The 14,642-nt window shown below is 58.5% G+C and carries 14 protein-coding genes; 8 read left to right on the forward strand and 6 right to left on the reverse strand.

All coding sequences use genetic code 11. The features are described 5' to 3' along the window. Positions 1-279: 279 nt before the first annotated feature. Positions 280-3,078, forward strand: coding sequence for an AAA family ATPase (locus ACQUSW_RS05485; protein WP_428931222.1), 2,799 nt, complete (start codon positions 280-282; stop codon positions 3,076-3,078). Positions 3,079-3,094: 16 nt separating this feature from the next. On the opposite strand, the gene ACQUSW_RS05490 is transcribed toward ACQUSW_RS05485, so the two are convergent. Then, positions 3,095-3,382: a hypothetical protein gene (locus tag ACQUSW_RS05490; RefSeq protein WP_428931223.1), complete on the reverse strand. Its 288-nt coding sequence runs from the start codon at positions 3,380-3,382 to the stop codon at positions 3,095-3,097. A 133-nt stretch (positions 3,383-3,515) separates the two neighbouring features. Here ACQUSW_RS05490 and ACQUSW_RS05495 point away from each other — a divergent pair, with 133 nt between their 5' ends. After that, entirely contained in the window at positions 3,516-3,866 is a 351-nt protein-coding gene (locus tag ACQUSW_RS05495) for a transposase (RefSeq protein WP_428931224.1), read from the forward strand. Continuing rightward, entirely contained in the window at positions 3,863-4,735 is an 873-nt protein-coding gene (locus ACQUSW_RS05500; protein WP_428931225.1) for an IS3 family transposase, read from the forward strand. Before ACQUSW_RS05495 ends, ACQUSW_RS05500 begins: the two co-directional genes overlap by 4 nt. Before the next feature lie 222 nt (positions 4,736-4,957). Here the strand turns inward: ACQUSW_RS05500 and ACQUSW_RS05505 are convergent, their stop codons facing one another. Together ACQUSW_RS05505 and ACQUSW_RS05510 are read right to left on the reverse strand one after the other, a co-directional pair. After that, positions 4,958-6,535: an AMP-binding protein gene (locus ACQUSW_RS05505; RefSeq protein WP_428931226.1), complete on the reverse strand. Its 1,578-nt coding sequence runs from the start codon at positions 6,533-6,535 to the stop codon at positions 4,958-4,960. Between the two features lie 95 nt (positions 6,536-6,630). Then, complete coding sequence (locus ACQUSW_RS05510) at positions 6,631-7,104, reverse strand: GtrA family protein (RefSeq protein WP_428931227.1); 474 nt, start codon at positions 7,102-7,104, stop codon at positions 6,631-6,633. Between the two features lie 53 nt (positions 7,105-7,157). Here ACQUSW_RS05510 and ACQUSW_RS05515 point away from each other — a divergent pair, with 53 nt between their 5' ends. Together ACQUSW_RS05515 and ACQUSW_RS05520 are read left to right on the forward strand one after the other, a co-directional pair. After that, positions 7,158-8,009, forward strand: a complete 852-nt coding sequence (locus tag ACQUSW_RS05515) for a glycosyltransferase (RefSeq protein ID WP_428931228.1) — start codon at positions 7,158-7,160, stop codon at positions 8,007-8,009. Next, the gene (locus tag ACQUSW_RS05520) at positions 8,006-9,592 is read left to right on the forward strand and encodes a hypothetical protein (RefSeq protein ID WP_428931229.1); all 1,587 of its coding nucleotides are present in this window, start codon (positions 8,006-8,008) and stop codon (positions 9,590-9,592) included. Before ACQUSW_RS05515 ends, ACQUSW_RS05520 begins: the two co-directional genes overlap by 4 nt. Before the next feature lie 127 nt (positions 9,593-9,719). Here ACQUSW_RS05520 and ACQUSW_RS05525 read toward each other — a convergent pair whose 3' ends face one another. The 3 genes from ACQUSW_RS05525 to ACQUSW_RS05535 all read right to left on the reverse strand — a co-directional run bounded on the left by ACQUSW_RS05525 (position 9,720) and on the right by ACQUSW_RS05535 (position 11,537). Then, on the reverse strand, positions 9,720-10,196 hold the full coding sequence (locus ACQUSW_RS05525; RefSeq protein WP_428931230.1) for a DUF2867 domain-containing protein: 477 nt from the start codon (positions 10,194-10,196) through the stop codon (positions 9,720-9,722). A 135-nt stretch (positions 10,197-10,331) separates the two neighbouring features. Next, positions 10,332-11,144, reverse strand: a complete 813-nt coding sequence (locus ACQUSW_RS05530; RefSeq protein ID WP_428931231.1) for a M48 family metalloprotease — start codon at positions 11,142-11,144, stop codon at positions 10,332-10,334. 6 nt (positions 11,145-11,150) lie between these two features. Continuing rightward, positions 11,151-11,537, reverse strand: coding sequence for a BlaI/MecI/CopY family transcriptional regulator (locus ACQUSW_RS05535; RefSeq protein WP_428931232.1), 387 nt, complete (start codon positions 11,535-11,537; stop codon positions 11,151-11,153). 210 nt (positions 11,538-11,747) lie between these two features. On the opposite strand from ACQUSW_RS05535, the gene ACQUSW_RS05540 reads away from it, so the two are divergent. The 3 genes from ACQUSW_RS05540 to ACQUSW_RS05550 form a co-directional block, all read left to right on the forward strand. Continuing rightward, entirely contained in the window at positions 11,748-11,957 is a 210-nt protein-coding gene (locus ACQUSW_RS05540) for a heavy-metal-associated domain-containing protein (RefSeq protein WP_428931303.1), read from the forward strand. Further along, on the forward strand, positions 11,954-14,023 hold the full coding sequence (locus ACQUSW_RS05545) for a cytochrome c oxidase assembly protein (RefSeq protein ID WP_428931233.1): 2,070 nt from the start codon (positions 11,954-11,956) through the stop codon (positions 14,021-14,023). Before ACQUSW_RS05540 ends, ACQUSW_RS05545 begins: the two co-directional genes overlap by 4 nt. Beyond that, positions 14,020-14,642: cation transporter (locus ACQUSW_RS05550; protein ID WP_428931234.1), on the forward strand; the 623-nt coding region annotated here is incomplete at its 3' end. The genes ACQUSW_RS05545 and ACQUSW_RS05550, both read left to right, overlap by 4 nt.

The following is a 14,642-nucleotide window of genomic DNA, read 5'->3' on the forward strand; positions in this document are numbered from 1 at the left end:
CCGCCCTCCGCTGCGCTACGGTTGCCGACCAAAAACCGGGGCAGCTGCATAGTCAAGGCAGTTGTAAATACAGGAGTTGCGGTGGAAAGCGCCCGTCGCATGCACGCGACAATAGAGTTTTACTCTCTCTGAAACCTTGATCCAGTGTTATACAGCGCTAAGATCCCAGTAATTCATGAGAAACGCTGTTCTGAATAGAGTCGAAGAAACTATTCAGAACCGCTCGATGTCGCAGAGGACACCGGGCGAGGACGCTTAAATAAGATACTCGGCAAGGGAGTGCTGATTGAAAATGATGAGCCTAGCAAAGGTGCAGGCGACGTTGTTAACATCGGGCGAAGCCCCGGGAGCGCAACAATCACGAAGCCGCTCAATTCAGCGCGTAATTCTCATCACGGATGCGCGATCATGAACTTTGAGAAACTGTATGGCGCACTCAACGTTGATCTGGACGCAGAGGCATTCAGACTCGCTGCAGAAGCGTTGAAGTATGACCCACCCGCATTGGACCACACAGTAAATCAAAGTGAACAAATAATTCAGACGTTTCTCTCCCAGCTCACCCAGGGCAGAATTGCCGTTACCGCCAAGGCCATTAACGAGGCCATTGACGCCTCGCGCAACTATTTTGAACAGTGCTACCGGCATCACTTTCACACGCTATACCGAGGCCTCCAGACCAGCCATTCACGAGTAAGTCAACGTGAGCCTGTGCCGCGCTCAGTGAGTACTGCTGAAGAGCGCACTGGAGTAACTCCGAGTATTGAAATCACACCAGAGTTCGCACATACCCTCGAACTACTGCACAGTGGCAGCAATATTTTCCTCACAGGAAAGGCCGGTACCGGCAAGTCGACGCTTATCCGCCATTTCGTCTCCACAACGGCACGCAATACAGTTACCGTCGCACCAACCGGTATAGCTGCACTTAACGTCAACGGATACACGATCCACCGACTATTTTCATTTTGGGCTGGGTCCAACGAGGACGAAATACGAAACGGCGAGTATTACCCGCGTCGTTTTGCCAAGGTTCTCCGGGAACTCGACACTCTCATCATTGATGAAGTGTCGATGGTACGAGCCGACCTCTTTGACACACTTGCCGCCGCACTCGAACGCTTCGGACCAAAACCCGGCACCCCTTTTGGAGGTGTGCAACTCGTACTCGTTGGCGATCTCTACCAACTACCCCCTGTTGTCACCGAGCGCGAAGCTACCTACATCTCAGAGACCTACGGCACCCCGTACTTTTTCTCCGCAAAATCATACGATCGTAACCAATTTCCAACCGTTGAACTCACCACCGTTTTTCGCCAAATCGGAGACAGCCGTCTTGTAGACCTGCTCAATGCTGTGCGCTCAGGCGCACTACTCGAAAAGGCCAGAACGGATCTCAATCGACAGACCAACCCGGACTTTGATCCTTCACTCGACGAATTCTGGCTGACTCTTGCGACGACCAACCGCATAGTAAGCGCGAGAAACCGTCAAATGCTCGAGCGGATAACCGACCAGCCCAGTGTCTTCTCCGCAATAATTTCGGGCGACACCGATGGTTTTGAATTCCCAACTGACGAGACTCTGTATCTTGCTGTTGGTGCTCAGATAATGCTGCTCAATAATGATGACTCGGGCCGCTGGGTCAACGGCACCATCGGAAAAATCGAAGAGATCGATGAAAGTGGAAACGAAGCAGTCGTCATAGTGTTACTGCGCGACGGAAGCCGCGTCGATGTTCGCCCCCACGTTTGGGAAATCACCAGCCCCTACGTTGAGGGCGGGGTTCTCCGCCACGAGGTGATTGGATCGTTTACGCAGTTACCGATGAAACTCGCATGGGCAATTACGATTCATAAGAGCCAAGGACAGACACTCGACCGAGTAGTTGTTGACCTTACCGGCGGCACCTTCGCCAACGGACAGCTCTATGTCGCGCTCAGCCGCTGCACGAGTTTGGCAGGCCTTGTACTGAAGCGTGATGTGCTACCTCGTGATCTAAAGACTGACATCCTCGTACGCCGTTTTCTTGAAACAGGAGAAACCGCTCCGGACTCGCTGGGTAAAGTATTTATCTCGGTCCTGAAAGTAGGCAATGAGGGAGATCGTTATCGGCCTCGCCCCATTGAAATCGCTGTCATCACCGATGACTGCGATGAAGCTAGTACAGTCATCAACCCGATGAGTGACCTGTTCTCCGCACAGCGCGATTTTGGTATCACTGTTCGAGATGTCGCTCTTGCCCCTGTTCTTACTGAAGCTTGGGCTGCTCTTGCTCCGTTAATCAACAGACGTGTGCCTACCGGGGTTGATATAGACAACACACTTGGAATCATCGACTACGAGTTGAAACGCAACGGGACAGTGGAGAAGATGCCACTCGGCGCCGAATTGCCTGAAGCTTCATTCACAGATACCGAACGGCTGTTGTTACAAGCGCCCGATGCAATGACTAGAGCACGAGCGCTTCGCGACATCGCCCGTAGGCTGGACTCACAGTCACCGAGCGTGCCCTGTTTGACCGAAGGAACTACCTTCAACAGTAGTTCTGCTGGCCATGGCTATCTGCTGCAGCGCGCACCTGCGCCAAACCATCGGCCCGGCCCTGAATCCCTCACAGTCGGAGGCAATCTCGCTGTCGAAGACGACCCCGCCCAGATTCTGACTCAGCACCTGACCAACGCGTGGGCCCGAATAGTTGATCCCGAAAGCGAGATCGTCGATTGGTTGCGCGACGTCGAAAAGCACTTTGGTGTGCAGGTATTACCTACAGACTTCGAGCTCGCCTTAAATATATCTGCAGAGGTACTTCTAGTTCCCAACACGAGAGTCTGCTTTACCGGCGAAGTATTGTCACCGAAGCACGGTGTTTTCAGCCGTGATCAGATGAACCGTCTCGCCGAAGAACGTGGGCTAGTCATCTCACCAAACATGACCAAGACTAAGACAGACGTCCTGGTCGTTGCTGAGCGAGGCACCCAATCCGGCAAAGCGAAGAAAGCTGCCGAATGGCGTAAGCCGATTATCGCCGCCGAAGACTTTCTGGAATGGGCACTGAACACCGGCCACAAAATATAACACGCGCATTGCAGTCTCAGGAGGGCCTCCGCATAAGATGATTCGAGACAGTGCCCCGCCAAGGCTCGAGCTTCGGCTTCCTGAAATCGGAGGGGCCCAACTCTTTCTGCACGAATCGCACCAAAATGACGTAGCGGCGCAGTTGCCGACTAAAAATGTGGGCCGACAAGAAACCTGCGCCGGTGAGGTGAATAGCATCCGGAAACGTGATGCTGCCCACTCCCGCGAAGGCTGCCGCCCTCCGCTGCGCTACGGTTGCCGACCAAAAACGGCGCGGCTCGGGAGATGGCTGGGTGAGTAGCATCCGGGAGCCTCAATGGCGGGCCGGGCGGCGGGCTTTGCCGAGAGGCGCATCAAACGTCAGACAAAACCCCGAATGTCCGACAGATTGGGCTTGGTGTGGCCCTTGGATGGTGGAGTCTTGTCTTGGTGATGTGATGAGTGATGAGAGAAAGCGGCGGGTGGATCGGCGTCCGCGGTTGACGGATCGGCGTAAGTATCCGGTTGAGGTGCGGATGGCTGCGGTGCAGATTGTGCGGGAGTCGCCGGGGCGGACGATTCGGTCGATTGCGGCGGATCTTGGGTTGAAAGAAGACACGTTGGCGCGTTGGGTTCGTCGGGCTCGTGATGCGCAGATTGATCCTGATGGGTCGATGTCGGATGCGGCGAAGCAGCGGATCCGTGAGTTAGAGCGGGAGAATGCTCGGCTGCGGAGGGATCTTGATTTCGAGAGAAAAGCGAAGGCCTTCATCCGGCAGAACTTGCACCGGCGGAGCGATTCGCGGTGATCGAGAGGACGAAGGCAGACTTCCCGGTGGCGTATTTGTGTGAACGGTTTCAGGTTTCTGAGTCCGGATTTTATGCGTGGCGGGGCCGTTCGCCGTCGGTGTCGAGCAGGCGTCGGTCGGTGTTGTTGGCGAAAGTGTTGGGTGCGTTCATTGGTTCTGGGCGTGCTGCCGGGCATCGCAAGATTACGGCAACGCTTGCTGCTGATCATGGTCTGGTGGTGAATCGGAAGACGGTGCTGAAAGCGATGCGGGGTATGGGGTTGATGCCCCCAGCTGCGCAGGCCGCGTTTCGGCGGGCTGCGCAGCGAGCACGGGTGGTTTCTGATCCGCCTGACCTGGTGGATCGTCGGTTCCAGATCACGGTTCCTGGAACGGTGCTGGTCGGTGATATTACCTATGTTCCGACCGCGCAGGGGTGGCTGCATGTTGCCACAGTGATCGATCTGGCAACCCGCATGGTCCTTGGATATGCGTGCGGGAAACGACAGACCGTGGACCTGGTCGTGACGGCGTTACAGCGAGCGATTCGCACCGGGGTTGTCACCGCAGGCGCGATCTTCCACTCCGATCACGGCACCCAATACCGCTCGAAACGGTTCAGCCGTTTCTGCGGACAGCACGCAATCCGCCGCTCCATGGGAGCGAAGTTCGAATGCTGGGACAACGCTGTCGCGGAATCCTTCTTCGCGAAACTCAAAAACGAACGGCTGCGCTGGCTCACCTTCACAACCCGCCAAGCCGCAGCCTGGGAAGTGCGCGACTACATCAACAACTTCAACCACAAACGGCGCCACCAATCACTCGGCTACGCAACACCAGCCGAGACCATGGCCCGTCTCACCGCCCCGACCAACCCGGCCCCGGCCTAACAAAGAAAGGAACACGACAACACTCCACGACACGCGGGCCACCCCAACCAAATCTGTCGGACAAATGCAGATCTGTCGGACAAATGAGGGGGTACGGCACCCGCCGGAAATATGAAGGCGCCGCACAAACCCCCGAGTGTGCGGCGCCTGGCCCCGTAGGGCGCGGACTGGCCGCTGCGGCATCCCGAACCTCACACAGAACCGCAGCCAACCAGGCCGACGTTAGTTTCGCGTACGCAAATCTTTACGCAAAATTTTGCCCGAACTCGACTTCGGAATCACGTCGATAAACTCCACCACACGCACCTTCTCGTGCGGGGCAACCCGGGCAGCCACGTGCTCCATAATCTGCTCGGCCGACTGCTCAGCACCCTGCTGCAACACCACGAACGCCTTCGGCACCTCTTGGCCATCATCGTCAAGAGTGCCCACGACCGCGGCGTCAGCAACCGCCGGGTTATCGAGCAGCACAGCCTCCAGCACAGCCGGCGCCACCTGATAACCCTTGTACTTAATAAGCTCTTTCAGTCGGTCAACCAAATAAAACACACCATCGGCCGTCATTGTTGCAATGTCACCCGTGTGCAGCCAGCCATCAGCATCCAGCATTTCTGCCGTAGCATCCGGGCGATTCAAATAGCCGACCATCACCTGCGGCCCACGCACCCACAACTCACCCGGCGCGCTCTGCCCCTCGGCCGGAACCTCAACATCGGCACCCGAATCAGGATCAACGACGCGAGCCTCAGTATTAGCCAGCAATAAACCAATACTCGAACGGTCAATATCGGCACGGTCATAAGGAATCGCATGCACAACCGGGCTCGTCTCGGTCATGCCATAACCCTGCGCAACAATACAATCAAGGCGCTTCGCGACCGCCTCGGCCAGCGCACCGTCCAGCGGCGCAGCCCCCGAGAAAATAACTTTAACCGCCGACATATCGTACTGATCAACAACCGGATGCTTCGCTAGCGCCACAGCAATCGGCGGAGCAATAAACACCCAACTCGTACGATGCTCAGCAATAATTCGCAAAAACTCTTGCAAATCAAACTTCGGCATCGTGACCAAACCTGAACGCTGCTTTAACGCAAAGTTCAACAGCACTGTCATGCCATAAATGTGGAAAAACGGCAGCACCGCCAACACGCGATCGGTCGGACCGAGACTAATCGTCACCCGCGACTGATGCACGTTCGCCACCAGATTACGGTGTGTGAGCATAACGCCCTTGGGTGTTCCGGTCGTGCCCGAAGAATACGGCAACACCGCCAAATGCGTCGCCGGATCAAACGACACCGCGGGTGCAGCATTACCCTCTTGCAAAAGCTGCATAAGATTCGGATGCCCCTCGGCACCATCCAACACAATCACATGGTCGTCGTCGAGACCCACCGCCGCCGCAGCCTTCTTCGCACCCTCCAGCAGCGGCGAAACAGTAATCAGCCACTCAGCACCGGCGTCTTTCAACTGGCTCGCGATCTCATCAGGCGTATACAGCGAATTGATCGTGGTGGCCGTGGCACCCGCCCGCAACAGGCCATGAAAAACAGTCGCAAACGCCGGCACATTCGGGCACAAAACACCCAACACCGTGCCCACGCCCACGCCGCGTGCTGCGAGCGCACCCGCAAACAGGTTGATCTGGCCAATCAACTGGCGAAACGTGGTTTCGGCCCCGCTCATGCCATCGATAACGGCAACCTGATCGAGAGTGGCCTCATCAAGGTCACCAAAAAGATAGTCGTAGATCGACAGCTCAGGAATCTCAATGTCGTCAAACGTACTGCGGACCATGCGATCTCCTTTGATCGAGTAAGTCGCCGGCACCTGTTCGTATCTGTGCATCGTTGCTTCGAGATAACAGCGCCGTCGTGCTGTGCGATTCAGTCTCACACAGAATGAGACGCAGTGCCACCCTCAGTTGCGGGCTTCGTTACCCGAAAAACGACCTTGTGATAAAGCACAAACCTCACCAGCACAACAATCACAATGCTCGCAAGATTAATAATGTTCACCAGCACAACACCCGGCTCGCTACCCAGTAGCATCCGGCAACCCTCAACACCCGCCCACACCAGCGCCGCACCAAACACCGTGCACGCAAGATTAACCGCCAAAAAAAGCACAATCTCTGATGTGCGGCCCCGCCGATCACGGCCCCGAAAAGCCCACTCACGGTTACCGATATAGGCATTAATCAGCGCCACCAGCGAAGCCACAATCTTCGCCGACACCACACCCCAGCCAAAAACAAAAGCGAGCAGATTAAAAACGCCCACCTCAATAACCGTGCTCACGGCACCAACAATAAGAAAACGACTGCCAACACCAACAAGCCGCCGCAATCGAGCACGAAAATTCATAACTAAACTAGACTACCCGGGCGCGTACCCACCACGCGTTCCGAATCATTCCCATGAGGACCAGCGTGCCGCTACCCCACATCGTCATCGTGATGCCCGCCTACAACGAGGCAGAAGGCATCACCGGTTTCATCGACGAAATCCGGCTCTCGCTCACACCCCTCGCCCACAAACTCTCGTTCGTCATCGCCGACGACCGCTCCACCGACACCACCGCAACACTATTCACCACCACCCCGGATGTCGCCGTACACACCCAAACTCGCAACCGCGGCCACGGCCCCACAGCACTCGCCGCCTACCGCGAAGGCCTCGCTCTCGACCCCACCGTGCTCGTGCACGTCGACGGCGACGGCCAATTTCTTGGTGCCGATATTGCCGACGCCGTACGCGCCCTCGTCTCAACGGGCGCCGACGTCGTGCACGGAGTACGCCGCGGACGCACCGACCCCTGGTACCGCAAAGCACTCACCGCGGCCGTGCGTTTACTCGTCGCCGCAGCCATCGGCCGAGGTGTACCCGACGTCAACACACCACTGCGCGTATACCAGCCCGCCATCGCCCAGGCCCTCGTCGACGCGGTCGGCCCCGACGCCCTCGTCCCCCACATCCACTTCTCACTCGCCGAAGTACGCAGCAACGCCGTCGTCCGCTACGTGAAAGTGCGCAGCATCCCCCGCCGCGGATCATCGACTTCAGGAACCATGTGGGGCAGCGGAGTACGCATCGCCTTGCCGCCCGCACGCCTACGCGAATTCACCCGCAACGCACTGCGCGAAGTATGGCAGCAGTCACTGCGAGCAGGGGCGCCGCTGCGGAGCATCCGGCTACCCGTGGGGGCTGGAGCTGGTGCTTCTGGGGCTGGTGCTTCTGGTGGTGGCGACGGCGGGGCATCGCGGCCATGAAAACCCGGCTCAGCGGAACCCTGCTGTGGCTGACCGCGGCACTGCTCGTTGCCGCCAATGTTGCTGTGATGTGGCACAGCCTGACCATCATGCACTTTTGGGAAGACGAAGCCTTCAACCTCACCGTGCCGCGCAACCTCATTGCCGGTTGGGGATACACGAGCGACGGGGCGCTGTCGGGCTCGCAGCTCACACCATTTGATACACGAATCTCGACCGGCCCCATCGTTCTGCTGCCCGTCGCGGCACTGCTCGGTTTAGGGCTCGACCCGGTGATGGCGGCACGGCTGATTCCACTCGCCTACTGGGTTGTTTTGCTCGGCGGACTCATCGTGCTCGGGCATCGCATCGCCGGGCGCTGGGGTGCACTGGTTGCCGCAGCAACCCCGCTGGCGTTTAATACCACCGAAGGCATATCTCCTATTCAAGGCCCCGCCGACCTGCTCGGCGAGATTCCCGCCGCGGCATTTATCGTATGGGCACTGGTCGTTCTCACCGGCACACGACGCCGATGGTGGCTCGCAGGGCTCCTCGTAGGCCTCGCCGTGCAAACCAAACTCATCGCCCTGCTAGCACTGCCCGCTTTTGCCGTCGCGCTCTTTATTCTCACGCCCGGCACCCGACGCAAGCGATGGGCCCGGGTGCTCCGCAGCAGCCTCCTACCCCTCGCCTTCGTCGCCCTTCCCACCCTGCTGTTCGAACTCGCGGCCCTCGCCACACTCGGCCTCGCCGGCTACTACCAGCATCTGCGCGACCTCGCCTGGTTCATGCTCAGCAGCGGACAAATCGGCGAACCCACCACCATCCCCCAAAAAATCGTCGTCTTCGCCGAAGCCTGGTTCTTGCCCAGCATCATCGTGTTCGCGGCCGCCATCGTGATTGCCGTGGCCGTGGGCGTGGCCGTTCGCGTTGGCGTGGGCATGGGCGTTGGCGGGTTCGCGGGCAGGGCTGGATTCGAGTCAAACGCTCAGGACGAGCATCCGGATGCTGCGTCAGATGATTCTGCTCCTTCTGCCGAGCCTGCTCGTGACGTACGCATCGCCCTGGCAGCCGGAGCCGTGGTCGGCCTGTTCGCGTTTGTTGGGTGGTGGGCACAGGCATCGCAAACGCCGCTGTGGGTGCGGCATCCGGCAGTCGGAGTCTTTGCCTTCACCCCCATCATCGCCGCCACCGCCGTACACGCCATACGGGTACTCGTGGTGTCAGCGCGATCGCCGTTGCGCGGCAGCCGCCGCTTCACGCTCCGGATGCTGGCCGCCCTCGCCGCCCTCGCCGTCGCCACACCGCTCACCGCCGGCGCGGTGGGTCGCGTCGCGCAGGTCGGCTCACCGGGCCCCTTCGCCATGACCCTCGAAAGCCAACGCGAAGCCATCGAACCCCTCGCCGAATGGGTGCACGCCAACGACGTTGAATGGCTCGCCGCCAACCCGTGGGGCGCGAACGTCGCCGCCGTCGTCCTCACCGGAGCCCACGTGGGCCTGTGGGATGCCCCCGCCATGCGCAACACCCCCACCCTCACCAACGGCGCCTGCCCCGCCGACATACTCGTCGAGGGTCGCGTCTACCGCATCTGCGCCCGCTAAAGGTGCGGCATCCGGTGCCGTGGCTGTCGCTGCGCCCGCGGCCCGTCACTTGTCTGACAGATCCCCGTTCGTCTGCGTAGGTAGAACCTCGACGGCAGCGTTGCGGATTGGCCCGAACAACCTATTCCTATGTTTGTTCTGCTTTCGAGACGATTCGGTGAGCCATGCTGCGAAAAATGAGCCCGTGAAACGGGAGCACTCTCCACACATCAACTGCATCACCGGCTCTCACCTGTGAGCTCGTGCGTCGTGCTCTCGCCAGTCCCACTCCGCCGAGAGCGCGGTCCAGGATTCCTCTCAGTGACCACAGCGTCTGAGCTGAGTACCAGCCTTGCGCGCCTCCGATCTGCGAGATGACTTGCCACAACGCCTCCTGCGTGACTGAGGTTTCAAGACTCCGCTCGTCCGTGAAAAATTTGCGCCCCGCCCAAACGGGATCACTTGGCAACGGGTCGCTTGGGGCTCGCGGGACGCGAGTGTCGACCCAGCTGGTCTCGATGCTGTCAACAGCTATACGGCCGAGCGCAAATCTTACGACCGCGCGATAGTTTGTCAGCCCTGGGGGCGGTGGGCTGATCCGCTGATCTATTTCCTGCTCACTCATTACACAATCGTTCTGCAAGGACTCCACGAGAGTTCTGGCAATCTGGCGCGGCACGGGCGTCACCAGGGATCAAATCAAGTGCAGTCAACAGGTAGATTTTACTGACCAGGTCACGTTTTGTAATGGCCCTCAGGACTAAGCAATGTGCTGAATTACTTCGGGGAGGCGTCGTTGTGAGACTCGCGGCCAGCGCCTTTCAGTGAGCCGACTGGCTCGGAGGCGCATGCCCTGGTCACCGGATGCTTCGCCGAGGATGGTGAGAGCATTCGCGAGGTGCGCTGCGCCAGCTTGGCGCGCGGCAGCGTCATCGGCGGCGAGCTCGACAAGAAGCGTGATGGCGGGTTGGAATGCTCGCCCAGGCCAGCGTCCGGCGAGGCACATTGTGTTGATGTGAGCTATTCGGAGAGCCCATCCGTGGTGCTGCCGCAGGTGTGCGTACTCGTGCGCGATTACGGCCTGAATCTGCGCTGGGGTAAGAAGCTGTTCCACTGCGGAGGATAGAAAAATTTCCGGTCTCCGTCCTGGCAATGCGAACGCGATTGGTTCAGTTGAATGGAACCTCACTAACGTAAGGCGACCGTGGCGCTTACGAGATGATGCAATCGGTACGAGAGCAACCGTTCGCAGTTTGTTCAGCTCGACTAGGGGTTCGACCGAGACTGAAACGAGCGCGATGATTGCCCCGAAAATTCCGAGCCCGAGCCAGCCGGCCACGGTAAGAAGAACTGACTCCCTCGTGGAGACTGCCTCCGACGCGCCAATGGCACCAAGGACACTCCCTACGAGTCCAGCGAGGATAAAGAGAAGGCCGAGAAAAAATGCCCCGAACCATGCCGTCAATGCGATTCGGGGGCGCAAGAGCTGCCATCTACCGAGAGTGAGCACGCACGGCGATAAGAGTGCAGTCGCTGCAGCGGCAGTGAAGCACAGCAGAATCCACCAAAGCACTGCAGGCTAGCTCTTCCCGCGAGATTTCCCAAAAGCGGCACTAAGAAGAGCGACTTCTTCGTCGTCGAGGTTTCCAGCGAAGGCGAGCAACGCCGCCTTCCGGTCTCCTGCTTTGCCAAGGGCGGTCAGCATCGTCTCGCTCGCGTGCTGCTCGTCGGAGCGGGCAGCATGGAACCGTACTTTCCGGGGAGACTCACCTGAACGGATGACTTGATCTTTGTGTTCCAGCCGAGTGAGCGCGGTCATGAGCGTCGTATACGCGGGCGTACGTCCCGTGAACATGTCCTGTAGTTCTCGCGCGCTTAGCGGGCGATCATGCTGACGTAACAGTCGCATGATTTCTTCTTCGAGTTCTCCCGGTCTGCGGGTACGTGTTCCGGTAACTTCTCTCATCTCCTTGGGTTCCATTAGACATCTACAGCTGTAGACCCTCAGTCCATTGACCTCTGATTGCATATGTGAGGACTTTGGCTTCAAGGTTTAGTCTACAACGTGTAGTGGGTGACTGTCCCGACTCTCAGTGCGACCCAACTCGACATCTTGTAGACTTGCGGGCGACGGGTGTGCCAACGTAAAGGACGGTATGGCGTGGTGAGTGATTTGGTGCTCCAAATCAATGGGATGACATGTTCGCATTGCGAGCGGGCGTTGGCCGCAGAGCTGGGCCGTGCCCCGGGTGTATTGGATGCAGAGATAGACGCGATTACCGGTCGAGTGGCCGTTCGCGTCGGTGGGTTCGTAGAACGTTCCGTACTGGCGACCGCCGTTGCAGAGGCTGGATACGAGCTAGAGTCAGGAGACGACGACCATTGAGTCGACAGGCTGTCGAGTCGAAGGCACTGGTTCCCGCCGATCGTCCTGTGATCGCCCGCCACCGGGGTTTTGTTGTTGTATGTGCATTAGCGTCAGCCCTTCTGGTGCTGTTACCCGCACCGGTCACCGCAGTGGTCGCGGGCCCAGCGCCCTATGAGGCGCTTCGCACGAGCTTCCCGGGACTTACAGTTGCCATCCTCACTGCTGTCGGGCAAGGGATAGCCGATCTGTCGTCAATGGTAACCATAGGTGCGCTACTGTCGCTGCTTTTTCTTCGGGATGCGCGGGGGAGGTCAGCCGACCGGCTAGGTTCCCTATTTGAGCTGTCAGTGCTCCGGGTTGCATCCGGTATTTGGGCAACGTCATCGGCGGCGATGATCATACTGGAAATGCTAAGCAAGAACGGGTTTCCCTTCTCCATTTTGCTGACTGGGCGTGCCTGGTCATTCCTTTATGAAGCCAGCGCGTTCCCGAAGGCATGGACCGTGTCGCTTGCCGCCGCGCTAGTGACGTTCCTGCTAAGCATGGTGGTCGAGCGTTGGACCGGTCTGCTGATTCCACTGTGGGCTTCATGTTTCGGGATACTGGCACCGGTCGCTGTCGGGCAGATACTAGTTGGGCCGGAGCACGACTTTGGTTGGGATGCGGGTGTCTATCAAGCACTTGTAACGAATGCAGCGTTCGGCGCAGTGCTGGTTGCCGCTCTTCGCGTCGCATCTGGAAGGTTCGTAGCACCAGAGAACCTGATCCGCTTGTTCAAGTCTCTGTCGATCGCAGTGATCATGACAATGGCCACAGATGCTCTCCTGACGTGGTTCAAGCTAGCGGGCACTATTCTACTCGACTCAACGACCGGTTGGCAGATCGCGTGCCGTGGACTGTTCTTCACAATTTTGGTCGGAGTTCTCGCGATGGGATGGTTGAACTGGCGACGACTTCGGCTTGTGGAACGCCACGTCACTGTGTTGATTTTTATCGCCACGATCGCTATTTCCGGCTGGGTGGGTGTAACTGCGGCGATGACTCGCATTCCGCCGCCACAATACTTCGTTCCAACGAGCATCTCTCAGGTGTTGCTGGGATTCGAGGTTGATGCCGCCCCGACACCGATAGTGCTACTCACACACTGGCGGCTGAACATTCTTTTCCTTGTGCTTGCCGCTGCTGCTGTCACCGTTTATTTAGCTGCCGTGCAGACCCTTCGCCGTCGTGGCGACGCGTGGCCAGTTGGGCGCATCATCGCATGGATCCTCGGCTGGTTCGTGGTCGTGTTCGTGACGAGTTCTGGGCTCGGGAAATACTCTGCTCCTGATTTCGGGATCCACATGATCGTGCATATGAGCCTGAACATGCTTGCACCGATCCTGCTAGTCATGGGTGGCATGGTCACGCTGTTGCTGCGTGCGACCAGTTCGAACCCTTCATTGCCGGCGGGAGTGCATGATTGGCTCCTCTGGGTGTTGCAGTGGAAGGTTCTCCGATTCGTCTATAACCCACTATTCGTGTTTATCCTGTTTGTCAGCTCCTATTACGGACTGTATTTCTCTGGAATATTTGGCGAGTACATGCGGTTCCATTGGGCGCATCAGCTGATGAACGTGCACTTCCTAATCGCCGGGTATCTCTTCTACGGTCTCGTGATCGGCGTCGACCGACCACCGCGCCCGCTTCCGCATATCGGCAAGCTCGGCTTTGTGTTGGCGGCGATGCCTTTCCACGCCTTCTTCGGTGTAATCCTCATGACCAGCGGCGGGAAAATAATCGCCGAGAACTTCTACCGTTACCTCGACCTACCTTGGGCAAACCTCGCCGAGTCTCAGTATTTCGGGGGCGGGGTCGCCTGGGCCGGCGGCGAGCTGCCGCTACTGCTAGTGATTTTCACGCTTGGAGTTCAATGGTCTCGTCAGGACAAGAAAGACGCTCGTCGGAAAGATCGCCACTTTGACACCGGCAGAGACGATGAATTCGACGCTTATAACCGGATGCTCGAAACTCTCACCGACCGACAAGCCCGCTCCCACTCGATGCAGGGCGGACCACATGTTACGAAGGACACGAACTCATGACTTTGCAACAGGATCTCGCTGAACCGGTGCAGTTGGATGTGTCGGGAATGACCTGCGCGGCGTGCGCAGGTCGGGTCGAGCGTGCCCTGAATCAGCTCGACGGAGTGACCGCAAGTGTTAACTATGCGACCGAACGAGCACTCGTCACAGGTTTGGGCGGTGACCAAATACCCGAAGCACTTCAGCAGGTGAAAAAGGCAGGGTATGCGGCGCGTCTCCATGATGACGCGGATGATGCGTGGTCTCGCCGCGCTACCGAAGTGCGGATTACTTCGCTTCGACGACGGCTGATCGTTGCCGCGATCCTTACCGTGCCGCTCATGGATATCACGATTGTTCTCGCTCTCGTTCCTGGTTGGCGCTTCCCGGGCTGGGAATGGCTCTGTGTGGCATTTGCGGTGCCGATTGTCACGTGGGCGGCATGGCCTTTTCATAAAGCGACCGTGCGAAATCTCCGACACGGCAACGTGAGCATGGATACGCTCGTGTCGCTCGGTATCGCCGCGTCCTTCGGGTGGGCTGTCGTCACGCTCCTCTTCGGGGTTGGGGTCGAAGGCGCCGGGTACTGGCTTGGATTCGGCATCGCACCTGAGGGCGCGAACTCGATCTACCTCGATGT

It is taken from the genome of Microbacterium luticellae (assembly GCF_050408645.1).
Taxonomy (GTDB): domain Bacteria; phylum Actinomycetota; class Actinomycetes; order Actinomycetales; family Microbacteriaceae; genus Microbacterium.